This window comes from Haloferula sp. BvORR071 (assembly GCF_000739615.1).
In the GTDB taxonomy this organism is placed as follows: Bacteria; Verrucomicrobiota; Verrucomicrobiia; order Verrucomicrobiales; family Akkermansiaceae; genus Haloferula.
Genome location: NZ_BATP01000036.1, coordinates 1 through 24,283 on the forward strand (window position 1 = coordinate 1; position 24,283 = coordinate 24,283).

30 protein-coding genes are annotated in these 24,283 nt (G+C 62.5%); 8 read left to right on the plus strand and 22 right to left on the minus strand.

Annotated elements, in window-relative coordinates; translation table 11 throughout:
• Positions 1-373 precede the first annotated feature (373 nt).
• Positions 374-1,435, plus strand: a complete 1,062-nt coding sequence (locus BV071_RS20155) for a hypothetical protein (RefSeq protein WP_052573655.1) — start codon at positions 374-376, stop codon at positions 1,433-1,435.
• A gap of 66 nt (positions 1,436-1,501) precedes the next feature.
• Here BV071_RS20155 and BV071_RS20160 read toward each other — a convergent pair whose 3' ends face one another.
• The 16 genes from BV071_RS20160 to BV071_RS35605 all read right to left on the minus strand — a co-directional run bounded on the left by BV071_RS20160 (position 1,502) and on the right by BV071_RS35605 (position 11,554).
• Complete coding sequence (locus BV071_RS20160; RefSeq protein WP_035611205.1) at positions 1,502-1,939, minus strand: cupin domain-containing protein; 438 nt, start codon at positions 1,937-1,939, stop codon at positions 1,502-1,504.
• Between the two features lie 48 nt (positions 1,940-1,987).
• Positions 1,988-2,515 carry a hypothetical protein gene (locus BV071_RS20165; RefSeq protein ID WP_265594673.1) on the minus strand — a complete coding sequence of 176 codons (528 nt, stop codon included), beginning with the start codon at positions 2,513-2,515 and terminating at the stop codon, positions 1,988-1,990.
• A gap of 54 nt (positions 2,516-2,569) precedes the next feature.
• Complete coding sequence (locus tag BV071_RS20170; protein WP_052573656.1) at positions 2,570-2,965, minus strand: bifunctional (p)ppGpp synthetase/guanosine-3',5'-bis(diphosphate) 3'-pyrophosphohydrolase; 396 nt, start codon at positions 2,963-2,965, stop codon at positions 2,570-2,572.
• Positions 2,966-3,074: 109 nt separating this feature from the next.
• Positions 3,075-3,305: a DUF4287 domain-containing protein gene (locus tag BV071_RS20175; protein ID WP_035611209.1), complete on the minus strand. Its 231-nt coding sequence runs from the start codon at positions 3,303-3,305 to the stop codon at positions 3,075-3,077.
• Positions 3,306-3,335: 30 nt separating this feature from the next.
• Entirely contained in the window at positions 3,336-3,734 is a 399-nt protein-coding gene (locus BV071_RS20180; protein WP_035611211.1) for a DoxX family protein, read from the minus strand.
• Between the two features lie 18 nt (positions 3,735-3,752).
• On the minus strand, positions 3,753-4,499 hold the full coding sequence (locus BV071_RS20185; RefSeq protein WP_052573657.1) for an AraC family transcriptional regulator: 747 nt from the start codon (positions 4,497-4,499) through the stop codon (positions 3,753-3,755).
• Positions 4,500-4,541: 42 nt separating this feature from the next.
• On the minus strand, positions 4,542-4,760 hold the full coding sequence (locus tag BV071_RS20190; protein ID WP_265594674.1) for a hypothetical protein: 219 nt from the start codon (positions 4,758-4,760) through the stop codon (positions 4,542-4,544).
• Positions 4,761-4,800: 40 nt separating this feature from the next.
• The gene (locus BV071_RS33350) at positions 4,801-5,250 is read right to left on the minus strand and encodes a hypothetical protein (protein WP_265594675.1); all 450 of its coding nucleotides are present in this window, start codon (positions 5,248-5,250) and stop codon (positions 4,801-4,803) included.
• 93 nt (positions 5,251-5,343) lie between these two features.
• Complete coding sequence (locus tag BV071_RS20200) at positions 5,344-6,822, minus strand: bifunctional ADP-dependent NAD(P)H-hydrate dehydratase/NAD(P)H-hydrate epimerase (protein WP_035611215.1); 1,479 nt, start codon at positions 6,820-6,822, stop codon at positions 5,344-5,346.
• Between the two features lie 17 nt (positions 6,823-6,839).
• Positions 6,840-7,445, minus strand: coding sequence for an N-acetylmuramoyl-L-alanine amidase (locus tag BV071_RS20205; protein WP_035611216.1), 606 nt, complete (start codon positions 7,443-7,445; stop codon positions 6,840-6,842).
• Positions 7,446-7,552: 107 nt separating this feature from the next.
• The gene (locus BV071_RS20210) at positions 7,553-8,422 is read right to left on the minus strand and encodes a hypothetical protein (protein WP_035611219.1); all 870 of its coding nucleotides are present in this window, start codon (positions 8,420-8,422) and stop codon (positions 7,553-7,555) included.
• 166 nt (positions 8,423-8,588) lie between these two features.
• The gene (gene leuD, locus BV071_RS20215) at positions 8,589-9,191 is read right to left on the minus strand and encodes a 3-isopropylmalate dehydratase small subunit (protein WP_035611220.1); all 603 of its coding nucleotides are present in this window, start codon (positions 9,189-9,191) and stop codon (positions 8,589-8,591) included.
• A 25-nt stretch (positions 9,192-9,216) separates the two neighbouring features.
• Positions 9,217-10,641: a 3-isopropylmalate dehydratase large subunit gene (gene leuC, locus BV071_RS20220; protein ID WP_035611283.1), complete on the minus strand. Its 1,425-nt coding sequence runs from the start codon at positions 10,639-10,641 to the stop codon at positions 9,217-9,219.
• Between the two features lie 103 nt (positions 10,642-10,744).
• Complete coding sequence (locus BV071_RS20225) at positions 10,745-10,957, minus strand: hypothetical protein (RefSeq protein WP_035611222.1); 213 nt, start codon at positions 10,955-10,957, stop codon at positions 10,745-10,747.
• A gap of 171 nt (positions 10,958-11,128) precedes the next feature.
• Complete coding sequence (locus BV071_RS35600; RefSeq protein ID WP_265594677.1) at positions 11,129-11,281, minus strand: hypothetical protein; 153 nt, start codon at positions 11,279-11,281, stop codon at positions 11,129-11,131.
• Positions 11,282-11,428: 147 nt separating this feature from the next.
• Positions 11,429-11,554: a hypothetical protein gene (locus BV071_RS35605; RefSeq protein WP_265594678.1), complete on the minus strand. Its 126-nt coding sequence runs from the start codon at positions 11,552-11,554 to the stop codon at positions 11,429-11,431.
• Between the two features lie 163 nt (positions 11,555-11,717).
• On the opposite strand from BV071_RS35605, the gene BV071_RS20230 reads away from it, so the two are divergent.
• On the plus strand, positions 11,718-12,719 hold the full coding sequence (locus BV071_RS20230) for an aspartate-semialdehyde dehydrogenase (RefSeq protein WP_035611224.1): 1,002 nt from the start codon (positions 11,718-11,720) through the stop codon (positions 12,717-12,719).
• 135 nt (positions 12,720-12,854) lie between these two features.
• A complete protein-coding gene (locus tag BV071_RS20235) occupies positions 12,855-13,736 on the plus strand; it encodes a polyprenyl synthetase family protein (protein ID WP_035611226.1) in 882 nt (293 codons plus the stop codon).
• A gap of 140 nt (positions 13,737-13,876) precedes the next feature.
• Here the strand turns inward: BV071_RS20235 and BV071_RS20240 are convergent, their stop codons facing one another.
• Positions 13,877-14,086: a hypothetical protein gene (locus tag BV071_RS20240; RefSeq protein ID WP_035611228.1), complete on the minus strand. Its 210-nt coding sequence runs from the start codon at positions 14,084-14,086 to the stop codon at positions 13,877-13,879.
• 159 nt (positions 14,087-14,245) lie between these two features.
• Between BV071_RS20240 and BV071_RS20245 the strand changes: the two genes are divergently transcribed.
• Both BV071_RS20245 and BV071_RS20250 read left to right on the plus strand, forming a co-directional pair.
• Complete coding sequence (locus BV071_RS20245) at positions 14,246-15,667, plus strand: PLP-dependent aminotransferase family protein (RefSeq protein ID WP_035611230.1); 1,422 nt, start codon at positions 14,246-14,248, stop codon at positions 15,665-15,667.
• Positions 15,664-16,587, plus strand: coding sequence for a DMT family transporter (locus tag BV071_RS20250; RefSeq protein ID WP_052573659.1), 924 nt, complete (start codon positions 15,664-15,666; stop codon positions 16,585-16,587). Before BV071_RS20245 ends, BV071_RS20250 begins: the two co-directional genes overlap by 4 nt.
• A gap of 66 nt (positions 16,588-16,653) precedes the next feature.
• On the opposite strand, the gene BV071_RS20255 is transcribed toward BV071_RS20250, so the two are convergent.
• Positions 16,654-16,926: a VF530 family protein gene (locus BV071_RS20255; protein ID WP_035611232.1), complete on the minus strand. Its 273-nt coding sequence runs from the start codon at positions 16,924-16,926 to the stop codon at positions 16,654-16,656.
• Positions 16,923-17,339, minus strand: coding sequence for a DUF5069 domain-containing protein (locus BV071_RS20260; protein ID WP_035611234.1), 417 nt, complete (start codon positions 17,337-17,339; stop codon positions 16,923-16,925). Before BV071_RS20260 ends, BV071_RS20255 begins: the two co-directional genes overlap by 4 nt.
• A 113-nt stretch (positions 17,340-17,452) precedes the next feature.
• Here BV071_RS20260 and BV071_RS20265 point away from each other — a divergent pair, with 113 nt between their 5' ends.
• Both BV071_RS20265 and BV071_RS20270 read left to right on the plus strand, forming a co-directional pair.
• Positions 17,453-20,035 (plus strand): alpha-N-acetylglucosaminidase, encoded by a 2,583-nt coding sequence (locus tag BV071_RS20265; RefSeq protein ID WP_075090970.1) that lies wholly within the window; start codon positions 17,453-17,455, stop codon positions 20,033-20,035.
• Positions 20,036-20,084: 49 nt separating this feature from the next.
• Entirely contained in the window at positions 20,085-20,672 is a 588-nt protein-coding gene (locus tag BV071_RS20270) for a hypothetical protein (protein ID WP_265594679.1), read from the plus strand.
• Positions 20,673-20,687: 15 nt separating this feature from the next.
• Here the strand turns inward: BV071_RS20270 and BV071_RS33355 are convergent, their stop codons facing one another.
• The 3 genes from BV071_RS33355 to BV071_RS20285 form a co-directional block, all read right to left on the minus strand.
• Positions 20,688-21,572: a DNA-binding domain-containing protein gene (locus BV071_RS33355; protein ID WP_052573661.1), complete on the minus strand. Its 885-nt coding sequence runs from the start codon at positions 21,570-21,572 to the stop codon at positions 20,688-20,690.
• On the minus strand, positions 21,559-22,422 hold the full coding sequence (locus BV071_RS20280; protein ID WP_035611238.1) for a DUF692 domain-containing protein: 864 nt from the start codon (positions 22,420-22,422) through the stop codon (positions 21,559-21,561). The genes BV071_RS33355 and BV071_RS20280 overlap by 14 nt, the downstream gene beginning before the upstream one ends.
• A 93-nt stretch (positions 22,423-22,515) precedes the next feature.
• On the minus strand, positions 22,516-23,121 hold the full coding sequence (locus BV071_RS20285) for a hypothetical protein (RefSeq protein WP_035611240.1): 606 nt from the start codon (positions 23,119-23,121) through the stop codon (positions 22,516-22,518).
• A 185-nt stretch (positions 23,122-23,306) separates the two neighbouring features.
• Between BV071_RS20285 and BV071_RS20290 the strand changes: the two genes are divergently transcribed.
• Positions 23,307-24,215, plus strand: a complete 909-nt coding sequence (locus tag BV071_RS20290; protein WP_265594680.1) for a GNAT family N-acetyltransferase — start codon at positions 23,307-23,309, stop codon at positions 24,213-24,215.
• The last annotated feature ends 68 nt before the right edge of the window (positions 24,216-24,283 follow it).

Consider the following 24,283-nt stretch of genomic DNA (forward strand, 5'->3'; position numbering starts at 1 on the left):
TGGTGGCGGCGGCAAGGGCGGCTACGGTGGTGGCGGCGGCGGCAAGGGCGGCTACGGTGGTGGCGGCGGCGGTCGCGGCGGCTACGGTGGTGGTGGCGGCGGCAAGGGCGGCTACGGTGGTGGCGGCGGCGACGACTGGTAAACCCGGTCTGCCTCTCAATCCCGGAATTTTCCAGAGCCTCGCTTTCCTAACGGGAAGCGGGGCTTTTTTTTGTTGGGGCGGGCAGCGGGCAGTGGCCCGGGCTTGGATTCTTCGCCTGCTCGAATTTGAAATCTCAAATTTGAAACCTGAAATCTCTCTAACTCCTGCCTGGATCCCTTCCTCTCTTGAGCTTGCCGCTACCGGAGGAATGCTAGATGCTTCAAGCACCCCATGGCTCCCGCTTCCGTCAATATAGCGCGCGTTCTCTATCTGCTGGTTTGCGCCGGGGCCGGGTATGCCATTGCGTCGATCACGAAGGGAACTCCCATCGAAGTCTCCACCTTTCAAGGTCTCTGCGGCGGTCTTTTCCTGGGCGGGGTCTTTGTCTGGTTCGAGTTACTCATCAAGCGCTTCAGCCTGCGCGCGTTTTCCACGGCGACCTTCGGGCTGCTGGTCGGGGTGTTTTGCGCCTGGCTGCTGACCCGGCTGCAGATTTTCGATTTGCTGAACATCACGTTCCGGGACCGCTTGAGCACGACGGAGAACGGTGCGGACATCGCCTCCACATTGGCACTGAGCTTGAATCTTCTGCTCTACGCCACCTTGGGCTTCCTCGGTGCGGTGATCGCGCTCCGCAGTAGCCGGGATGATTTTGCCTTCATCATCCCCTACGTCCGCTTCCGCCAGGACAGCAGCACCGGCCAGCCGGTGGTCCTTGACGCTGAATCGGTGATGGATGGGCGCATTCCCGGGGTGGTTCGTGCGGGCTTCCTGACTGGCCGGCTGGTAATCCCGCGTTTCGTCTTGGATGAAATCCAGCTTCTCGCCAATTCCCCCACACCGGCCAAGCGTCAGCGCGCCGAACGTGGCCTCGCCTGCCTGGAAAACATGCGCGTCGCGAGGGATATTCCTGTCTCGGTGGAGGACGCAGCCGCTACCACGGGTGAAACGATCCACAGCGGCCTGATCCAAATCGCCCAGCTCCTCGGTGCCCGTCTCCTGACCAGCGATGAGAGCCTCTGCAAGGTCGCCAAGCTCCGCGGGCTCGACGTGCTCAACTTGGACGACCTCCTCGATGCTCTGCGGCCCGCCGTCGGCGTCGGTGAAAAGATCCGACTTGCCCTTGTCCGCGGTGGCAAGGACGAGCACCAGGGCGTCGGCTATTTGCCGGATGGTACGATGATCGTCGTAAATCACGCCGTGAAGAAGATCGGCACCACCCAGGACGTGGTGGTCATCAGCACCCTGCAGACGAATTCGGGCCTGATGGTCTTCGCCGAGCTGGCGGCGTGAAGCGGGATCGAAGCCAGTTGATCAAGCTGGAGGAAGCGGCACAGCCGCCGGGCTGGCCTCGCCCCATTAGGCGCTTGGCGGAACCACGATGAGACCGTGCCGGCGCATGATGGTGGCCACCGCCGCGGGATCCGGCGGCCCACCGGCAAACAGCTCGGCCAGTTCCCGGAAGTAGGCTGCACCCATCCGGGCCGGCGAGAGGACCGCGAGGGTGCGGCTCGTCACCTCACCGGCATTTTCGAAATGATGGATGGCGCCGCGTGGAATGAAGCAACGCTCACCCGGACCGATCTCGTTGCACTTGCCATCCACCGTGAAGGAGAGGGTGCCTTCAATCCCGTAGGCGATTTCATCGAACTCCTCATGATAGTGCGGAGCTGGGACCCGGGCGCCCGGCGGCACGATGAACTCGAACATCGAAAGCGTCCCGTTCGTATCGTCACCGTCGAGCAGGAAGCGAATCTCGATCTGGCCGAGCTTGATGATTTCTTTCGGCGTAGCCATGGGCTGATTGTTTGATAGCACGCGGCGGGGATCGGTTTCAACCAGCGGCTATTCCTCGCCTGGTGAAAAGGGTCGCACGGCGGATCGGAAAAGCGCGAATCCGACCTTCAACAGCTTCTGGATCCTGTCGATCTCGCCGGCACTCCAGACCGGGTGATACTCCTCGCTCTTCGGGGTCATTGCCGGAAGATTGCAGCTGCGGAAAACCTTGTCGTAAACCGGATTCAGGGTCTCGTCGAATTCGCGGAAGCTCGCTCCCAAGGAGGTGTCGAGGCTGTGGGCGAAATCTCCGAATAGGTTCCACGCCTTCAGAATCTCGGGACAATCGAACTGAATGGCGGTGGATTCTCCGGCGAACCGCTCGGCCGAATCCAAATCATGCAATACCGGCTTCTGAATCGAGATCGGAGCAAGCCCGTGAACCCGGGCATACTCGACCAGCAGGCGATCATCGGGAAAGGTCGGGGCATATCCAGCTCGGTCGATGTAAACGCCGTCAGGTTCATCCGCATACCAAATCAAATACCGGTCTGCACCTTCGTGGCGAAACGAGCATCCGTAATACTCTCGTGGCATTCTTCTGACTGTTGGCAGGGCTGGCGGTCCGCAAGTCGCCTTCGTTGGGACCGCTCAGGTCAGGAGGATGGTTAGACCCTTCGCGTACTTCAGGATCTGCTTCTCGGAGGGCTGATCGCCTAAGTTCGAGAGCATGTCGGCGAGCTTCACCTTCTTCGCCAGCGGATTGGCTTTGATCGCCCGCAGGTATTCTTCGTAGTCGGCCCCGTCCGGCTTGGTCAGCATCGCGACGGCGGCGATTACTTCTTCCGGAATCCCTTCACTGCGGAGCATCTCTGGTGTGACCGCCGTGTCCTCCAAAACGTCATGGAGCCATGCCACAGCTTCAGCCAGCGGATCCCCGGCGACCCGCGCTGCGACCGCTTCAGGATGGCGCACGTAGGGTGTGGTCCCGTCGCGGCGGAATTGGCCGGCATGGGCCTCGAGCGCGATGGCGGAGGCGCGTTTCACGAAATCGGATGAAATGGATTCTGCCACGATCTTGCGTTCCTATGCAGGGCAGAGTGCCGTTGGACCTGCTGCGAAGCGAGAACCAAGTCGGCCGAGAAATGCCGGAGACTCAATCGTCACCCTCTCTCTTGCTCCCCTTCAGCAAGGCCACGATGGCCATGGCATGGCCGTGACCGAGTTCGAAATCCTCCTTGAGCCAAGCGACGATCGCGTCGGCCTTCACGCCGGGTGCGAGCTGCCCGTTGCGGGTGAATCCTTTTTGCTCGGCGAGGGCGCGGAACTCCGCGGGGCTCTTTCCGGTCTTGGCCTGAATGTTGGTGAGGTAGGCTTGGAATGACATGGTGGTGGGAAAGGAGGATCGGCAGCTAGCTTACCACTGGCGGAAGAGGATCAGCTTGATGAGCCGCGGCTCGCGCAATACCAGGCCCAGCCAGGTCAAAAGCCCGAAGGCAACGGAGAAGACCACGGGGAATGTGCCAGCCGCGGCGCGGACGTGAATCGCGGCGGCTCCCCCCAAGTAGGCGGTTAGAAGAACTGTTCCGAGGATGGCGGTCTTGGGCACAGAATAAAGGGCAGTGCAGGCGAGCAGCAGCAGGCCGATCGAGGGCAGCGTCTCGGGAGGAATCCCGAGTTTGGACGATGCCTCCACCACGGGTGCGACCCGGATGAGCTTGGTCACCCCGTCAAAGATCAGGAAAGCGATGATCAGGCCGCTGATGATTCCGCCGGCCCAGAGGCTTGCGGTGGGAGCTTGGTTTTCGATTGGCATTCCCACGGCATAGAAGAACTACCGTGGCTCCGTATTGTATAAGAACGACAGTTGCTCCTCCGCGCGGGCGACCTGTGCAGGCGTCTGGCCGATCCAGCGTTTCAGCGAACGCGTGAAGTGCGCCTGATCGTAGTAGCCCGCTTCGAGGCCGGCATCGATCAGCGGCCTGCCTGCCTTCAGGAGATTGGTGGCGTGGCGGGCTCTCTCGATTTGCTCGATGGTGCCGCGGGTCATGCCCGTGACCTGCACGAAGCGGCGTTGCTCGGTCCGTGCTGTTAGATCGTTCGGCTCACCACGAAGTATTGAGGCGACCAACGGATCTTCGGCCACCAACCCCTTGCGCACCAGCCGACTCACAAAAGTCTCCGCATTCTCGAAGTCAGGGTACTCCCAAGCAGAGCCATTCAACCAAAATGCCTTGGAAGAGGCATCGGGTAAGGTCACATCATTCCGGTTCTGAAGCGTCCCCGGACGAAGCGCCGGCATGAAGGTCCCGAGCTTGAAGCGGATCGCGAACCACTCGCCTCCCGCAGGGCATTCCGCGGTGCTCACCAGGGTCTCCGGTCCGCGCACAATCATCGAGGTCTTTCCCTCGAAGCGCGAGACCACCATTTCCCAGTGACAAGCCGCGATCGAATGCAATGTGCCTGCACCCTCGCTATGGCTCCGCCAGATTCTCTCGACGAAGGGCGAGTCGGAGAGCCTTTCCTTGAAGACGAGGAAGGCTGCTCCGGGTGCCGCGGCGTTACTTTGAGGATCGTTCACGGATGAGATCTTTTGGAGCGTGATCCATTCATGCTCCTTTTTTTAGTCCAAGCCTTCATCGCCTCGCCCTGCCTCCAGCATTCGAGCGAATAGATCCCAAGACGGCTGATTCGCATTCGATCCTTCTTTCTCCAACCAAGCGGCCATCTGCTGGATGAAGCTGTAAGGCGTATCGCTGGGCCACACCACCGCATCCGCTTCGTCCATCAGCTTGAACATCAAGGCGAGAAGCTCCTCCTTCGTGGCGATCGGTTTGTGCATGATGTCCCGCATGGTTTTCGAGGTGTTGCGCCTATCCCGCTCACCGCTTCTTCTTGGGAGGCGGAAGCCTCTGCGGAGAGCCAACCATCATCACAGGACGATTCTCATCTTTGCCGGGCTTGGTCGAAGCCTCGGGAGCCTGAGCCATCTTGCCGAGTTGCTGGCGTGTGGCACAGGCCGAGAAGAACATGGGCAGAGAAGCCGCCAGGAGTGCCGCGGCGGTTTGCTGGGTGCGCAGGAGTGGAACACGCAGCCAAGCCCACCGGGATGGCGTCACCATAGAGCCATCATCGCGGACTTCGTAGGCGATGCACGCATGCCCGCCGGATTCAGCCACGAACTGATCGCGCTCACGAACTGACATCGCCGAGAGATTGTGGACATGGAGCTGGCAATGCTCACAGAAGCGCCGCTTCGCATCGCCGCTCATGTCGGTCCACTTCTTGGGGCATGGACTTGCGATTTGGAGTGGTGGTGGTTCGGGTTTCATGGGCGGGGTGGTGAGGGCCAAGCTGGCTTCCTAGAGTGCTGGAAATGCAACATTTGAAGAGGAACTTCAAGTCTCCAGAACGGCCCTGTGAACTTATCGCCGCTGCTCCCTCCAATCCCGCATTGCGCAGCCCAAGTGCTGCACGGTATCGCTTGCGACACAGATCGGCCCATCCGCCATGCAGAGCTCCGCCGCTCTGCCGCACAGCCATGCCCCGAGTGCCGCGGCATCCACTCCCGCCAAGCCCTGCCCTAACAGCGCGCCGATCACCCCGGAAAGCACATCGCCCTGTCCTCCGGATGCCATGCCGGCATGCCCGGTTGGATTGAAGCGCACCGCTTCTCCCGGCTTCCCCACCAAGGTTCGAGCGCCCTTCAGAAGCAGGGTACAGGCATGCCGCTCCGTGAAGGCCTTCACCGCTTCCACCCGCTCCATTCCAGCGAGCTCAGGAGCCAGTCGCTTGAATTCCCCCGGGTGAGGCGTGATCACATGCTCCTTCCGCAACAGCTCCAGTCGCCCCGAGATCGCCAGCAGGTTCAGCGCGTCCGCATCCAGGATCGCCGGCTGTGTGCTGCGTTCCAGCCGCGACAGCAGCGTGGACTGATAGCTCCTCCCGGCATTTCCGATCCCCGGTCCGATCACCAGCGCGTCGTGCCCGGCGTCGAATGCCTCCTGCACCGGATTTGCCGAGGCCCGGATCATCACCTCCGGCGGCATCGCGGCGGCCAGATGCGGCAGGAAGTTCTCCTCCACATGCAGGCTCACCAACCCGGCCCCGGCGTGCAGCGCCGCACTGGCGCAGAGCACTGCCGCTCCCGTCATGCCGGGCGAGCCGGCAAGAATTCCGACCCGCCCCGAGTCACCCTTGTGGAAATCGTGCGGCCGCGGCGTGAGCAGACCGGGGAATGCCTCCGGGCAGAACAACGCTAGATCCGGATCCTCCGTCAGTGGCAGGTCTTCCAATGGCACCAGGATCACGCGCCCGGACCTTCTCACGCCATTCTCCATCGCCATGCCCCGCTTTGGCGCGCCCACCATGAGCGTCAGGTCCGCCGTTACGGCGTCGCCTTCGCCCGTGTCGGCATCCAGCCCGGAGGGCAGATCCATGGCCGCGATGATCGCGCCCCTGTTCTCGCGCCAATCCTCCATCTCGCGAGCCAAGGTGGCCAGCGGCTCCCGCAGGCTGCCGCCCTTCGCACCGATCCCCAGCAGCCCGTCCAGCAGGACCAGGGGGCCGCTCCACGGCACGCTCAGGTCCGCAGCCCGTACCGGGGCAAGTCCCAGCTCCCGCAGCTTCTTGCGGGGTAGCTCGCCCCATTCCGGCTCCGGCCAAGCGGCCCGCACCGCCACTTGCCAGTCCTGCGCCCGCAGATGCCGCAGGGCCACCAGGGCGTCGCCGCCATTATTGCCCTTGCCGACGTAGGCGACCGCCGTTCCCGGCTGGGGAAACTGCCCGGCCAAGCGCCGCGCGATTCCCTCGCCGGCCAGATCCATCAAATGCTCTGCCGTGATCCCGCGCGCGAACGCAGCTTCCTCCAGCGACCGCATGGCCGCACCGGTGACAAAGGACATGCCCGCAGGCTAGCGCATCAGCCCGCGCGGCGGAAGCGCATGATGCCGTCCGCAATGCCCTCGGCCAGCGCCTGGCGGAACCAAGCCTGCTTCATCCGCTCGCGCTCGCTCGGATTGCTCACGAAGCCGCACTCGCAGAGGATCGCCGGGCAGGTGGTATTGCGGATCACGTAGAAGCGCGCGGTCTTCACGCCGCGGTTCACGGTCCGTACCTTGGAAGTCATGCCGCTGTGCACGTAGGAGGCCAGCGCCTGGCTCTGCGGCGAGAAGAAGTAGGTCTCCAAGCCGGAGGCATCCTGCCGCCACGTGTAGTTGGTGTGGATGCTGACGAAAATCGCGTCGGAATAGCGGCTGGCGATCCGGCAGCGCTCCGGCAGGGAAATGAAGTAGTCGCTGCGGCGGGTCATCACCGTGCGGAAGCCGCGCTTCTTTACCTCAGCCTCCACGCGGGTGGCGATATCGAGAGCCAGGTGCTTCTCGTAAACGAGGCCCCATTGGCCACCCTTGTCATGGCCGCCGTGGCCCGGGTCGATCACCACGGTCCGGAAATTCCGCGCCTGGGCGGTGGCCCCCGTCAGGAGGATAGCTAGGAGGGGAAGGAAAAAGCGACGAAGTCTGCTCATGTCAGAAAAAGGCTAAAGTGCTTAAGATTTAAGAAAAGTTTATATTTTTTAAGTATATACGACCTCCCTGTAAAGGGTAAATCGCCCGGCCTTATCCGCGCTTTTCCTCAATTGTAGACGGCGGTAGGCCGGTCGGAGGCCTTCCGGACCTTGCTCCGGGCCTCGGCTTCGGCCTTTGGGTCGTAGACAATGCTATTGCCCACCTGCACGCTGCCGTCTTGTGCGGTCATCAGTACCGGATTCCCGCCACCGGGCGCCTTGTGGAGCTCGCCACCGAGGATTGCCCCGTCGGACGAGATCCGCGCATGGGTCCAAACCGTGGGACCCGTCAGGTAGAGGACGTGCATCACTTGCTTCTTGTCGATGGTCACCGAGGGCTTGGCGAAGCTCAGGTACTCGCCGAGCTGGTGAGTCTGCAGCGGGGAGCCGGTCTTCAGGTCGACGACCTGGGAGTAGAGCATGTTCTTGCTACCGTTATTGTAGCTCAGGACACGCATTTCACGGCCCGACTGGCCGCTCACGCCGATGCGCTGGGTCCAGTAGGGGAGCGCGCTGTCCAAGGTAAAGGCCACCCGGTTGGACATGAAGCCGTCACGGTTCTGCCCTGGCAGCCGGATCACGGCGTATACCGAGTAGTCGCCCCGCTGGGTCAGGGAGAAGAGCCGGCGCAGGTCGAAGCTGCGGGCCATGGTCTGACCAAGTGGCACCTTCATGCTGCCAAAGGCGGGATCGCCGAACGGGCTCATCGGCACGCCGCGGCTGGAGGTCACAGTGAAATCGATCCAGCCGGCGCCCTTGCTGCCTTGGAAATTCAAATCCTGGCCGGAGAGGTTGGTGATGCTGACGGTCACCGGCACCGATTCACCTGCCACGAAGCTCCTTCTCGCCACTTGCAACGAGACCTGCACTTGGGCTGCCGCAGAGCCGACGAGGGCGCAGAGCGCAAAGAGGCGGAAAAGAGAGCGGAGTCCAATCATGGGGCGCAGGCCTATCCCAGCGGCCCGCCCACGTCAACCCAACGGAGGGGTTAGGCAGTCTAACCGTTGGTGCGGGTTTTTCCCCGGTCCTGGCTGGATCTTCAATCGTGGAAAACAAAAAGGCGGCCCTGCCATTCCAGCAGGGCCGCCCCGAAATGGATGAGCCTCAGACGTAATTCAGCGCCTTGGCCGTCTCGGCGATCTTTTCCTCGCGGTCCAAGAGCTCTTGGATCGGGTCCCAGCGGCCCGCCACCAGCGCGTCGCGCGCGGATTCCGGGATGCTCAGGGCGAAGTCGTGGCCAGCGGAGGATTTCACGCGCTTGCCGACGAGGTCGATCGTGATCTGGACGGCGGGATCGGCCTCCACCGCTTGGCGCAGGGCCTCGATCTCAGCCGCCTGCAGGGTCACGCAGGGCATGGCCAAAGTGGTTGAGTTGCCGAAGAAGATCTCTGCGAAGGACTGGGCGATCACGGCCTTGAAGCCATACTTGCTCAGCGATTGCGGGGCGTGCTCGCGGGAGGAGCCGCAGCCGAAATTCACGCCAGCGAGCAGGATCGTCGCCCCGTCGAAGCGCGAGTCATTCAGCGGGTGGTTCGTCTTCTCGCCGGTATTGGGGTCGAAGCGCACGTCGTAGAACGCGAACTCCCCGAGACCATCGAAGGTCACGCACTTCATGAAGCGCGCGGGGATGATGCGGTCGGTATCGATGTCCGCGCCGGGGACGAACACGCCGCGGCCGGTGACTTGGGTGACTTTTTCGAGAGCCATGGTGGTCTGGATTGACGGTTCGGGTTCAGGCGACGGCAGCCTCTGGTTCCAGTTCGAAGAGTTCGCGGGCGTCGGCGATGCTGCCTTGGATGGCAGCGGCGGCGACCATCACCGGCGACATCAGCACCGTGCGGCCGGTCGGCGAGCCTTGGCGGCCCTTGAAGTTGCGGTTCGAGGAGGACGCGCAGAGCTGGTCACCCACCAGTTTGTCCGGGTTCATGGCCAGACACATGGAGCAGCCGGCGGCGCGCCATTCGAAGCCCGCGGCGGAGAAGATCTTGTCGATCCCTTCCTGTTCGCACTGGTGGGCCACGATCTGGGAGCCGGGGACGGCGATCGCCTTTACGCCCGCCGCCACCTTGTGGCCTTGGATGAACTTGGCGACCTCGCGGAAGTCGGAGAGACGGCCATTGGTGCAGGAACCGATGAAGGCCACGTCGATCTTCTGGCCCTTGATCGGCGCGCCCGCGGGCAGCTTCATGTAGGCCAGCGCCTCTTCCACCGAGGCCTTTTCGCCTGGGGTCTGGGCCTTGGCCGGGTCAGGGATGGTCTCGGAGATGGCGATGCCATGGTCCGGCGAGATGCCCCAAGTCACGGTCGGCTCGATGTCCGCCGCGTCGATCTTCACGATGTCGTCGTAAACGGCATCCGCATCGGAGGCAAAGGACAGCCAGCGCGCGGCGGTGGCGTCGAAGTCACTCATATCCACGTAAGGGCGCCCCTGCAGGTAGGCCACCGTCTTGGCGTCCGGATTGACGTAGCCGCAGCGGGCACCGCCTTCGATCGCCATGTTGCAGACGGTCATGCGCTCTTCCATCGACATCGCATCGAAGACGTCGCCCGCGTATTCGTAGGCGAAGCCGATGCCTCCCTTGGCGCCGAGGATGCGGATGATGTGAAGGGTCACGTCCTTGGCGTAGACGCCGGGGCGGAGCTTGCCGGTGACCTCGATGCGGCGGACCTTCAGGGGCTCCATGGCCATCGTCTGGGTTGCCAGCACGTCCCGCACCTGGGTGGTGCCGATGCCGAAAGCGATCGCGCCGAAGGCACCGTGGGTGGCCGTGTGGGAGTCGCCACAGGCGATGGTGGTGCCTGGCTGGGTGATGCCCTGCTCAGGGCCCACCACGTGGACGATGCCCTGCTTGCCGGACTTCAGGTCGAAGTAGGTCACGCCGAAGTCGTCGCAATTGCTCTGCAGGGCGGCCATCATCTCCGCCGCAAGCGGGTCGACGGGCTGATCCTGATTTTCCGTGGGCACGATGTGGTCAACCGTCGCGAAGGTGCGAGCGGGATATTTCACCGTCAGGCCGAGATCCCGGAGCATGCCGAAGGCCTGTGGCGAGGTCACCTCGTGAATGAGGTGAGTGCCGATGAAAAGCTGTGTGCGACCGTCGGCCAACTTGCCCACGGTGTGGGCGTCCCAGACTTTTTGATAGAGGCTCTTGCCCATGGTGTGCACGCCGGAGGTCCGGCGGGCGGGCACCGTGGGTCAGAGGCCGGCGATTGTCAAAGCGCGATCCCGTGCGCCCCGGCGGGAGAATACTTAGGGCCGCCTAGAACAATTGGTAGCACATGACCCCGATCACCCCGAGGAAGCCCACGCTTACAAGGGTCCAAAGGGCGAAGGTCATGAACTTTCCCTTCGCTTTCTTTTCAGTGTCATTGCCGATCCAGCGGTCCCAAGCCTCGTTCGCGTCGTCCACGCGATGGCGGTGGTAGTGGCGGCTGGGCGCTTGGAAGCGTACGCGATTATCCGGGGTTTTCATCTTGGGAGGTTTCTTCGATTACCCGGATAGATTTCATCTGGCAATCTCGTAGTGTTAGATCCCCCTCGTGGCTTTACGTAGTAGGCACAAAAGCCACAAAAAAACCCCCGCCGGATAAGGGCGGGGGCTTTTCAAAAATCGGATTTCCGCGAGCGGATCGCCTATGCCTGATTACTTCGAGTAGTGAACTTCAGGAGCGGCCGGAACTTCTTGGAACTGCGGCAGCGGGCGCAGCGGATGGGCCTTGGGCTCGCTGGTGCAGCAGCAGGAAGCGGAAACGAAGGCGGAAGCAGTGAGGCAAACAATGGCGATGGCGCGGAACATGGCTGGAGTCAAAAGGGGTTTTATGGATTTCGCTAGAAAAATGATTGAAGCGCAAAAAAAATAGCAGGGTGGACCCGCGGGTGGTCCACCCTGCGTTGAGTCATCATGCAAGGACCTCGTGGGTCAGTGCAGTCCGACCCAGCCTACTTACTTGGACGGAGCCACGTAGGACGGGGCGGCGGGAGCGGGAGCGGACTTGCTTTCGCAGCAGGAAGCGGCGAGCAGGGTGCCAAGAGCGGCGGCGGTAAGGGAGACGGCTTTGATGAGCTTCATGGTAGTTGCTTTCGGTTGGTTATCAGGAGGGCGAAATTTACTCCGCACCCAGACCGAGTCTAACGGATCAGATAGGGCGCGCAAGGTAAAAGCCGGAGCCGCCCGCGCACGATTCGGTTGCCAGACCGCACATCCGCCCTACAATTCGCCGCTCCAAAATATCATGAGCGGACCCAAGCACGTCGCCATCGTCGGTGCCACCGGAGCGGTGGGAGAAGAAATGCGTCTTTGTCTCGAACAGCGGAAGTTCCCGGTCGGTAAATTGACCGTGCTGGCCTCCGCCCGTTCGGCCGGGAAACGTATTTCCTTCGCGGGCCAAGAGGTGGTCGTGGAGGAGCTGACCCACGATAGCTTCGCGGGGGTCGATATCGCGCTGTTCTCTGCCGGCGGCGGGATCTCGAAGGATTTCGGACCCTCGGCCGCCGCCGCCGGTGCCGTCGTGATCGACAACTCCTCGGCCTTCCGCATGGACGCGGACGTGCCGCTGGTGGTGCCGGAGATCAACCCGCAGGCGGCCAAGAATCGCCCGCGCGGGATCATCGCGAATCCGAACTGCACGACGATCATCTCGCTGATGGCGCTGGCGCCGCTGCACGAGCTCTTCGGCCTGAAGTCGATCATCGCCTCGTCCTACCAGGCGGTCTCCGGTTCCGGGGCGCAGGGCATCATCGAGCTGGAAGAGCAGGTGAAGGCAATCACTGCCGGCCTGCCCTTCGAGCCGAAGATCTATCCCCGCCAGATCGCCTTCAACGTGATCCCGCAGGTGGATGTCTTCACCGACAACGGCTACACCAAGGAGGAGATGAAGATGCTCAACGAGGGCCGCAAGATCCTCGGCCACGCCGATCTCAAGGTCTCCTGCACCTGTGTCCGCGTGCCGGTCTACCGCTCGCACTCGGTCTCGATCACCGCGCAGTTCGAGAAGCCCGTCGATGTGGAGGCCGCCCGCGCCGCCTTCGCTGGCAAGCCCGGGGTGAAGGTCGTGGACGATCCGGCGAACAAGGTTTTCCCGGTGCCGCTCGACACCACCGGCAAGGATGATTGCCTCGTCGGCCGCATCCGCAAGAACCTCGTCCTCGACAACGCCCTCGACCTCTGGGTGGTCGGCGACCAAGTTCGCAAGGGCGCTGCGTTGAATGCCGTGCAGATCGCTGAGATCCTCTGAGCGGCTATCGAAGCGCCAAGACGCCAAGTTGCTTGAGATAACTCAGGAGTACTTGGCGTCCGGTGGACTTCTTTCTTGAGAAACTTGGCGCACTTGGCGTCTTGGCGGTGAATCACTGCCTTTTACCTGCCGCATATGGACCTGAAGCAATATCTCGCCGCCCGCGCCACCGAAGTCGATGCCGCGCTCGATGCCTTCTTGCCGAAGGCCAAGGAGAAGCCGGCCACGATTCACGGCGCGATGCGCTACGCCGTCTTCGCCGGCGGCAAGCGGTTGCGCCCGATCCTCTGTCTCGCTGCGGCGGAAGCCTGCGGCGGCGATCCGGAGGATGCCTTGGCGCCGGCCTGCGCGGTTGAGGTGCTGCACACTTACTCGCTGGTCCATGATGACCTGCCCTGCATGGATGATGATGACCTGCGCCGCGGTCGTCCGACCTGCCACAAGGTCTACGGCGAAGGCATGGCCGTGCTCACCGGTGATGCCCTCTTGACCGAGGCCTTCCTGATGGTCGCCCAGACGCGACCCGCGAAGCGCTACCCGGCTGCGGCCTATGTGGCCGAGCTGGCCCTCGCCGGTAGCTCGACCAAGCTGATCGGCGGCCAGGTCATGGACTTGGAAGGGGAGGGGAAGAAGCTCACCAAGGCCCAGCTCGTGAAGATCCACGAGGCGAAGACCGCGGCCCTGCTCACGACTTCCATCCGCCTCGGCGCGATGACCGCGAATGCCACCGAGAAGCAACTCGAAGGCCTCACCGTCTTCGGCCGCGCTCTCGGCCTGGCCTTCCAGGTGATCGACGACATCCTCGACGTCACCCAATCCACCGAAGTCCTCGGCAAGACCGCTGGCAAGGACGCGGCGGTAGAGAAGGCGACTTATCCCTCGATCCTTGGTCTTGAGAAGTCGCGCAAGGAAGCGGCGAAGCTCACGCAGGAAGCGATGGATGCGCTGGTGCCCTTCAAGAACAAGGCGCAACGCCTGCGGGAGATCGCGGAGTATCTGCTGAAGCGGGAGTATTGACGCATCTCGCAGCCCGCGGCAGTTGGATCGGTTCGCTTAACGAGTAAGCTTGTGGCAAGGAACACTCTATGGAGAAGATCCGTCAGAGCATTGTTGAAGGCCGACGCAAGGAACTCTGACGGCGCTCCCTTGGGAGCTCTTCACAAAAACAAGAAGTACACCGCCAGCGCGAAGGCTCCGACCCAGACCGCGCCGATGTGCGCGAGGCCGAAGGAACGGGCACCCGGCGTTTCCGCGCGGTGGTCCGCGTGCGGGCCGAAGAGCGCGCCATGCTTCACCACGAGCCAGCCGCCGACGAAGGTCCAGAAGACGAGGAAGGCGGCGATGAGCAGTTTGATCAACAGGGTCATGACAGGTCCGGCAATTGCCGTCGGAGCCAGTATGGCGCGGGACCGGGCTGGCGATAGGTACAGTCACCAGAAAATCTCCGGAGTACAGAATCTGTACTGGCCGGAATTCCGCGCGGCTGTATCTGGAGATGTCGGGCGCCTGCCCCAAGATTGCCAGCCATGGCCACGGCCTTGCCACTGTACCAAGAGCTCGTCGCGAAGCTCTCCGGCCTGATCCAGGCGGGGACCTTCCCGCCGGGATCGCGCTTTCCCTCGGTGCGCCACACCAGTCGCGAGCATCGCGTCAGCGTCTCCACGGTGACCGAGGCCTACCGCCGTCTGGAAGATGAGGGACTGATCGAAGCACGCCCGCGCTCGGGCTACTTCGTTGCGCCGCCGAAGATTGGTGGTGACCGCTTTCCGACTACCGGGGGACGGGTCTCGAAGCCGCTGCGGATTCCGCGTGGCTCGATTTTCGAGGAGTTGATGGACCGCGCCGGGGATCCGGGATTCGTGCCCTTTACCACCGCGGCGCCGGGCGACGGCATCATACCCGCGGCAAAGCTGGCGGTGATCACGCGCGAGGTGCTGCGCAAGCATGGTGCGGCCGCCTATCGCTACACACCGCCGCAGGGCCGTCGCGAACTCCGTGCTGCACTCTCGCGCCGGCTCTTCGACGTCGGCCTGAACGTCGTGCCGGATGAGATCATCACCACTCAGGGCGGCACAGAAGGCCTCGCTCTGGCGCTGCGAGCCACGGCCAAGGCGGGTGATCTCGTTGCAGTGGAGTCGCCATCCTACTTCGGCACCCTGCACCTCATCCGCGACCTTGGCCTGCGGGTGATTGAGATCCCTGTGGATCCTCGCACCGGTATGGTCGTCTCCGCATTGGCTGGCGTGCTCAAGAAGCACCGCATTGCCGCCTGCGTGGTGCAACCGAATTTCCAGAATCCGATCGGTGCGCTGATGCCGGATTCCAACAAGCGCGAGCTCGCCAGGCTGGCTGAAGAGCATGACTTCACCCTGATCGAGGACGATGTCTATGGCGACCTCTCCCACGATGGCAACCGGCCGCAATCGATCGCGGCGCACAGCCAGCGGGTGATCTACTGTGGCTCGGTGTCGAAGACGATCGCGCCGGGCCTGCGTGTCGGCTGGCTGGTGCCGGGGCGACATCTCGAAGAGATCCGCCGCCTCAAGGGCATTCAGGCTCCGTGGAATGGCACCTTGTCGGAGCTGGTCATCGCCGGCTTCCTCGATGCCGGTGGCTACGACCGACACCTGCGCCGGATCCGAGGTCTCTACGCGGAGCAATGCTCCAAGATGCGCGCCGCGGTGCTGGCCCACTTCCCCGATTGTGCCCGTGTGAACCAACCTTCCGGTGGCTTCGTGCTGTGGGTGGAGATGCCTGTGGGCTTTGATTCACGGGCCTTCGCCACTGCAGCCTTGGAGAAGAACATCGGCATCTCGCCGGGCCCGATCTTTTCGGCCTCCGGTGGCTTGAATCACTGCTTCCGCCTGAGTTGTGGCTTCGCCTTCGAAGCCCGCACGCTCGATGCCATCGCCACTCTTGGAAAACTCTCACGCCACTTCCTGCCATGAGCACGCCGGATCCATCATCATCCGCCGCGGCGAAGGGCATGGCCTTTGGTTTGCTTGCCGTGATGGCCTTCAGCCTCACGCTGCCCGCTACGCGCCTGGCGGTCGCGGCCTTCGATCCGGTGGCGGTCGGGCTTGGGCGTGCCGTGGTGGCAGCGTTTCCCGCGGCACTACTGCTCTTGTTGACAAAGCAACGCTGGCCCGATGCCTCGCAGCGCAAGCGCCTCGCGATTGTGGCCTTGGGCGTGATCGTCGGCTTCCCCGTGTGCAGTGCTTGGGCGATGCAGCGGGCTGATGCGTCGCATGGTGCGGTGGTAATGGGCCTGCTGCCCCTGGCGACTGCGGTGGCGGCCTTTCTCCGCGCGGGAGAGCGACCCGGGTTGCGCTTCTGGTTGTCGAGTATCGCGGGGAGCTGCACCGTGGTGGCCTTCGCCCTTTCTTCTGGTAGCGGCAAGCTGAGCCCGGCGGATGGCGCCTTGATCCTCGCCATCATGCTCGCGGCAATGGGCTATGCAGAGGGCGGCCGCCTTGCCCGGGAGATCGGCGGCTGGCAGGTGATCTGTTGGTCCCTAGTGCTCGCGTTTCCCTTCATCCTTGGACCTTTGGTGTGGCTGGTTTCGCAGCATGGATTTGCGGGTCCGGCTTCAGCCTGGGGTGGATTCGTCTACCTCAGTTTCGTCAGTGCCTTCCTTGGGTTCTTCGCCTGGTATCACGGTCTCGCCCTGGGTGGCGTGGCGCGGGTTGGGCAGCTTCAGTTGCTCCAGCCCTTCTTCACCTTCGTAGCCGCGGCCTCATTTCTCGGCGAGCGCTTCGGCTGGAAGCCTGTCGCCTGTGCGGCATTGGTCGCGCTCTTCATCCTGACAGGGCGAGGCAAGCCCTTGCGGAGTCCGTGGTTCCGGCGTGAACCCAGGGTGGCGGCGTGAATCGAGGATCCCGATCCTAACCCATGAAGCCGAGGGCGCGGGCAGCGAACTTCTCGTCATGCCCCTTCATGCGGATTCCTTTGGACCCGGGGCATCAGGGAAGCGGCGCTTCTCGTAGATATACCACGCTTCGACCCGCTCCCGCGCCCATGGCGTCTTGCGCAGGAAGGTCAGGCTCGACTTGATACTCGGGTTCTCGTTGAAGCAGCGGACCCGGATCTTCCGCCCCATCTCTTCCCAGCCGTGACGCTCCTGCAAGGTGCGCAGGATCGTCTCCAAGGTCACGCCGTGCAGCGGATCCCTTGGGTGCTGTTGTGGCTTTGGCTCTCCTTCGCTCATGACCTACGGCCTTCGTCGTACTCGTAGAAGTCGAACATCGTCAGCAACTCCGCCTTGTCGTTGAAGCCATGATCGGCCTTGGCCTTCGCGAGGAAATCGGAGCCGCCGTCCTCATCGCGCCAGCCGCGCTTCCGCGCGAAGCCATTCCAGACGAGGTAGTCGATATCGTTCAGTCCGCGCCCCTTCTCGAGGCACCAGGCCAGCACTTCTTCATCGCTTTTGCCGGAGAGCACCTGGGCCTTCACATCTTCATAATTCACCCGCAAGTAGGCGCACATGCGGCCATCGAAGCCCTTGCCCACGAAGTCGTGGTAGGCCTCCGGCAACTGGCCTTTGTCGTGCAGGCGGATCTTTTCGCACATGCGCGGGAAATACACGAGACCACCGGTTTGATCGTAGGCGCTGCGGGGCATGGCGCGAGTCTGACCGGAATCTTGTCCGGTGCAACGGGTGAGTTTTTGGCGTAAAAGCATCAAATTTGTATGATGAATTGAGGAAAACGCCACGTTTTGATAGGCTCTACACCATGCGTCTCGTCTCCGTCCTATTCCTCGCCTCCATTGCCCTGCTCCGCGGCGAAACCCCGGCTGACCTCGCCGCGGCTGACCTGATCAAGCGCGTCGTGCCAGCCCAAGCCGCGAACTTCATGGTCGATACTGCGCTGCCCAAGAGCGAGGGGCACGATGTCTTCACCGTCTCCGACTCTCCCGATGGCAAGATCCTCCTCCGTGGCAGCGATGGAGTCGCCGTGGCATCCGCGCTGAACTGGTATCTCAAGAACCGCTGCCACGCGCATCTCTCCTGGTGCGGCGATCAGATGGCGCTTCCAAATCCGCTGCCCAAGGTCGGCGAAAGCTTCGCCACCACCACGCCGCATCGCCACCGGATCTACTTCAACTACTGCACGCTCTCCTACTCCGCCGCGTGGTGGGATTGGGAGCGTTGGCAGCGCGAGATCGACTTCATGGCGATGCAGGGGGTCAATACCCCGCTCTCGGTCGTCGGCCTGGAGGGGGCGTGGTATCACACCTTGCTCAAGCACGGCTTCAGCGATGAGGAGGCGCGGGACTATCTGGTCGGTCCCGCCTACTTCGCCTGGCAATGGATGACTAACATCGAGTCGCACGCGGGCCCGCTGCCGAAGTCGTGGATCGATTCACACATCGATCTCGGCCGCCGCATCCTCGAACGCCAGCGCGCGCTGGGCATGACGCCGATCCAGCAAGGCTTCTCCGGCTGCGTGCCGCGCCTGATGGCGAAGAAATTCCCCACCGCCGCGATCAAGAATGGCCCGGCTTGGTGTAGCTTCCCCGGCACCGCCCAACTCGATCCACTCGATCCTCTCTTTGCCAAGCTCGGCAAGACCTTTCTCGAAGAGCAGCAGCGGCTCTTCGGCACCTCGCACCTCTACGGGTGCGATCCTTTCCATGAAGGCGCACCACCAAGCGAGGCACCCGAGTATCTCGCAAAGGTGGGAGCGGAGATCCAGCGCCTGCTGGATGAGCACGACCCGAAGTCCACTTGGGTCATGCAATCGTGGTCGATCCGCAAGCCCATTGCTACCGCGGTACCGAAGGACCGGCTATTGGTCGTCGATCTCGGCGGAGCGAAACATACCTCCACCGATGCCTTCTGGGGCTATCCCTTCGTCTCGGGGCGCCTGCACAACTTCGGCAATCGCATTAACCTTCACGGCGACATGCGCCAGCTCGCGGCGAATCCTTTCGCGGGCATCGCCCAAAAGTATCCGAACTCCGCAGGCATGGGCCTGTTCATGGAAGGCATCATCCAGAATCCGGCCTACTATGACCTCGCCTTCGATAGCATCTGGCGCAGCGAAGCGGTCGATCCCGTGGCGTGGCTGCACGACTATGCCCGCCGCCGCTACGGTGCGGACTCGGCCAAAGCCCGAGAGGCTTGGGAGATCCTCTTGGACACGGCTTACAAGCCCGGCACTGATGGGGTGGAAAATTCCTCCATCATCTGTGCCCGCCCGGCGATCAATGTGAAGAAGTCGGGCCCTAACAACGGCTTCAAGATTCCCTATGATCCGGCACGTCTGCTCCAGGCTTGGGCCCTGCTGCTGGAGGATGCCGATCAGCTCAAGTCATCCGATGCCTATCGCTATGACATCGTGGACATCGGTCGACAAGTCCTCTCGAACCACGGCCAGCTTCTCCAGAAGCGCATTCAGACGGCCTTTACCGCCAAGGATGTCGCGGCCTTCGACAAGGCCTCGCAGGACTTCCTCCAATTGCTCTCTGACGTGGATGCCTTGCTCGCGCCCCGCCCGGAACTCTCCCTCGGCAAATGGGTGAACGATGCTCGTGCCCAAGGCACGACTCAGGCCGAAAAGGATCTCTACGAGCTGAATGCCCGCGAGCTCGTGACTCTTTGGGGCCCGATCGATAATCCTTCGATCTTCGACTACTCGTGGCGAGAGTGGCACGGCCTGATTGGCAGCTATTACAAGGTCCGCTGGGAGAAGTTCCTGTCCTATGTCTCCACACGCCTGAAAAGCGGCGAGGGCTACTCCGAGGAGAAGCTGCCGCAGCAGTACGGACGCGAGGCCTGGCGCGCGAATGACTTCTACCGCGAGCTCGCCGACTGGGAGCGTGCCTGGGTGAGCACGCCCGCCCCGATCACGAAGGAGCCGGAAGGCGATGCCGTGGCCTTGGCCCGCGGATTCCTCGTGAAGTATCGCGATGCCATCGCCGCCGGCTCTCCTGCTGGAGATGCCATTGATCTGGCGAAGCTCGGCAAGGCGGTGGGCGAGTGGAGCCCTGCTACCGCCACCACCCAGTCGAAGGTGCATCAGATCGATATCGCTCCGCACCTTGATGGCGATGGCCGCTATGCGATCACCTTTCTCTACAGCTCCGGCCGCGCACGCCTCGATATCCAGTCCGCCGAACTGCTCGCCAATGGCCAGGTGATCGCCAGCGATGTGCACGACGGTCGCACCGGCAATGAGCACAAGGACAACACCTACACCTTGAATCTGCCCGAGCACGCCTTCGGCACCAGCTATCAGCTGCGCTACAGCGCCCGCACTCATGGCGGCTCGACCGATTCCACGGGCACGGTCTACTTGCGCAAGTTGCCTTGAGTTAAGCGAATACTTGCAAAGCCGTGGCGGCGTGCTTGCGTGGCACAGCATGAAAGCGCTTGTTCTTGTCAGTCTCGTCGGGGTCATGGGTCTCACGGCGCGTGCCGATGAAGCCGCTGACCTCGCGGCGATCCGCGAACGCTACGCCAAGATTGGCCAAGCGAAGGAGGTCAAGACCGAGACCATCAAGTTCGAGATGGAGAGCGGGCCGCTTGATGGCACACTGACCCGCCGCAGCTACGAAGGGGGATTGTCCGCCGTGCAACTCAGCTATTCCGAAGGGGACCACGGTGGCACGGACGAGAACTACTACTTCTCCGAAGGGAAACTCTTCTTCATCCTGGTCAAGGACTCGAGCTGGCAATTCGCGCCGGGATCCACCGACGACAAGCCCAAGACGATCGATACTCTGACCGAGTCCCGCTACTATGTGAACAAGGGCGCGATCGTCCAGGTGTTGCGGCGCAGCCTGACTGCGGAGGGTAGCAAGAAGCTCGAGGGCTCGATCGCCAAGGTCGAGAACAAGAAGGTCACCGACGACGAGATGGGGAGGATCTACCTGAAGCGCGCCGCCGTCTTGCTGACTCTGAAGACGAAGGAAGAAGTGGAGAAGATGTTCGCGGCGGAGGAGTCGTGAAGCAGGGCGGGGTCTTCACTCGTCCATCGCCATCGCTTGCGAGGCCATCTCCGCCACGCCGCTCCAGTCCTCGTTGTCGCCCACCTTCAGCTCGATCACCTCGCTGCCGCGGGTCGTGATCCAGCCGCGCGATTGCCACTCTGCGAACCACTCCTGCACTTCTTCGGGAGTTGGCTCTGTCGCCATTGGCTTCGCAAAGAGCTCCTCCAAGGTGCCACCTTCACGCATCCGCAGCAGCAGTTCATGCTCCAGCGCATCCAGCCGCACCATGTGTGCTCCATTGCTGCCGCGCCACACCGCGACGCAAGTGGCCTCATCTTCAACCGGCTCGAACTCACCCCAGCCGTGGCAGAGATGCGCTGGCACCGGCAAGGAGACCAAGCGCACGTGCGGTTGAAGCTCCAGCTCCGCGACCGCCAGTTGCTCCGGTGGCAAGGGCTCGCGTTCTGCCGCCTCGAAGGCCTCCATCGCCGCGTACTCCAGCTCCGCCAGCGCGCCAAACCAGCGCCGCCGCGTTTCGTCCAAGCCTGGCCACTTCGCCACGAAGCCCGCCACCCGCGAGCCCAGATGCCGCAGCGTGTAGCTGCGCGAGGGATGCATCAGCAGGTAGGCTTCTAGCAGCTCCCAGAACTTCTCCTCGCCCGCCATCCGTCGCAGCACCGGAAAGTCATCTGCCAGCGAGTCCAGCACGCGGAACCAGTATTGCCGGTGGTAGAGCTCCAGCCGCTCCGCGGAGGACAGATTGTCCCCCGCCGCCATCAGCTCCTCGGCCCTTGTTAGGAATTCTTCCGAGTGTCCTTCATCGCTCGGCGGCAGATCCGTGCTGGCACGGCTGGTCCCGCGCAGAGGCATCTGCAAAGCCGCGAAGAAGGCCTTCTGGGTTTCTTCAAGCGGCCGCATTTTCCTGTCTCTTGGCGATCGCAGCAGCGCGCCAGGTTTCCGATTTCTTCGCCTCGGACCACACTTCGTCGAAGGAGGGGATCCGCCCGTCCCATTCTAACAGCGTGGCCACGTGCCCGCAGCGCTCGATCGCCCGCTCGTAGAGCTTCCACACTGGATCGATCACCGGGTGGTCGTGCGTATCGACGACGAAGCGCTTGTAGTGCGAGTGCCCGGCGATGTGGATCTGCGCCACCCGCTCCGGCGGCACGAAGTTCACATACTCCATCGGGTCGAAGCCGTTGTTGATGGAGGACACGTAGATGTTGTTCACGTCGAGCAAGATCCCGGTGTCCGCCAGCTCGCAAACCTCCGCGAGGAACTGCCACTCGGTCATCTGGTTATCCTTGAACTCGCCGTAGCTGCTGACGTTTTCCATCGCCAACGGCACTTCCAGAAAGTCCTGCGCGATCCGCAGGTTCTCGGCGGTCTTCTTCGCCGCCTCGAAGGTGAAGGGAATCGGCAGCAGGTCATGGCTCATGCTGCCATCCACGCTGCCCCAGCACAGGTGATCGGAGATCCACGGCGTCTTCGTCCGCCGCACCAGCCGCTTCAGTCGCCGCAGGTGGTCGAACTTAATTCCGCCCGCATCGCCGGGATACATCCCCACGCCATGCTGGACCACCGTGTATTGATCGAGAATCCGGTCGAGCACCGCGAGCGAGCGCCCGCCCTCGACCATGTAGTTCTCCGAGATGATCTCAAACCAGCCGACCGCCGGCTTCTCGGATAGGATGTGATTGTAGTGCGGCACCCGCAGGCCGATGCCTGTGGCCAATTCAACACCTGAGGTGAACCGTGGATCGCTCATCGCTCGCTCCTTGCCGCACTCCTGCTCAAAGGACGGAAAAACCCCGCGGCACCAAGTTGGCCGCGGGGCGATCCGAAAATTGCGGTGGAACGATCAGAGGATCGCTACCAGTTCCTTTTCCTTCTTCTTGTCCTTATCCGGGCAGTCTTCCTTGTCCTTCTTCTTCTCGTCGGCAGCAAGGGTCACTTCCTTTTCCTTCTTCTTGTCCTTATCCGGGCAGTCTTCCTTGTCCTTCTTCTTCTCGTCGGCAGCAAGGGTCACTTCCTTCTCCTTCTTCTTGTCCTTGTCCGGGCAGTCCTCCTTGTCCTTCTTCTTCTCGTCGGCGACGAGGATTACTTCCTTCTCCTTCTTCTTGTCCTTGTCCGGGCAGTCCTCCTTGTCCTTCTTCTTCTCGTCGGCAACGAGGATCACTTCCTTCTCCTTCTTCTTGTCCTTGTCCGGGCAGTCCTCCTTGTCCTTCTTCTTTTCGTCGGCGACGAGGATCACTTCCTTCTCCTTCTTCTTGTCCTTGTCCGGGCAGTCGTCCTTATCCTTCTCCTTTTTCTCGGCGAGGATCATCTCCTTCTTCTCCTTGTCCTTGCCGGGGCAGTCATCCTTCTCCTTGTCCTTGCCGGCGAGGCGAGGAGCGGCGTGAGCGAAGGGAGCGGCAGCAAAGGCGCCGGCGATAGCGGCGGCCACGAGTGCGTTCGAGGCTTTCATTGGGTTGCGTCGTTTGGTGGTTTTGGTTCGTCACAGGGAACCTCTCGGGTTCCGAGCGCTTCCGGTAGGATTCTCCGCCGCTTGGAATATTCCAGCAGTTTTCACAGCATCGTTCGGATGGGGGTATCCGGGTATGAGCTAAAAACTCGTGGCTCCCGCGGCAATCCGCCGCCATGCTCCCTCGCATGACCGTCCGGCCCATGAAATCCGGTGAGGAAGCCGAGATCGCCGCCCTCATCTACCGCTCCACCAACTCTTGGTATCAGTCCAAGCTCGGTCACGAAATCTTCACCGGGAAGCCGGAGGACTGCCGCATTTTCGTCGATACCTACGAGATCCTCGACCCCGGCTGCTGTTTGGTGGCGGAAGGGGAGGATGGCAAAATCGCCGGGTCCTGCTTCTACCACCCGCGCGAGACCCACGTCGGCCTCGGCATCATGAATGTCGTCCCGGACCAGACCGGCAAGGGCGTGGCCAAGGCTCTCTTGGCGGAAGTCATTGAAAAGGCCGGGGATCTCCCGGTCCGCCTGCTCTCCAGCGCCCTCAATCTCGAATCCTTCTCGCTCTACACCCGGGCGGGCTTCGGCCCCGTCTCCGTCTATCACGACATGCGCTTCCCGGTGGACCACAAGCTGCCGCCGCCGCCGATTGGTCCTGGTGTGGTGAGACTGGCAAATACCGAGCACCTCTTCGGCATGGTCGATCTGGAGGAGGAGATCGCCGGCATCCGCCGCAGCAAAGACCTCTCCTACTTCCTCCGCAGCCAAGGCGGACACTGGACCACCTTCGTCCATCTCGATCCTTCGGGAAAAATCGACGGTTGGCTCGCCTCGGTCGACCACCCGGGCTGCCGGATGCTCGGCCCCGGCGTCATGCGGGATGAGAACGCTGCGCTGGCCCTGATCCACATGCAGCTCAGCCAAGCCCGTGGCGGCACCCCGGTCTTCCTGATCCAGACCCACGAGTCCTGGTTGGTCGCGGAACTCTACAAGTGGGGTGCCCGCAATGTGGAACTCCACTTCGCCCAAGTTCGCGGATCCTTCTCCCAGCCCCAGGGCATCATCATGCCCAGCTTCCTGCCGGAGAGCGGCTGAGCGAGGAAGCTATGTTATGTGAAAAATTCGCCGGTTTTTCCGGGGATCTTGCTTTGGCGGTGTCCTAG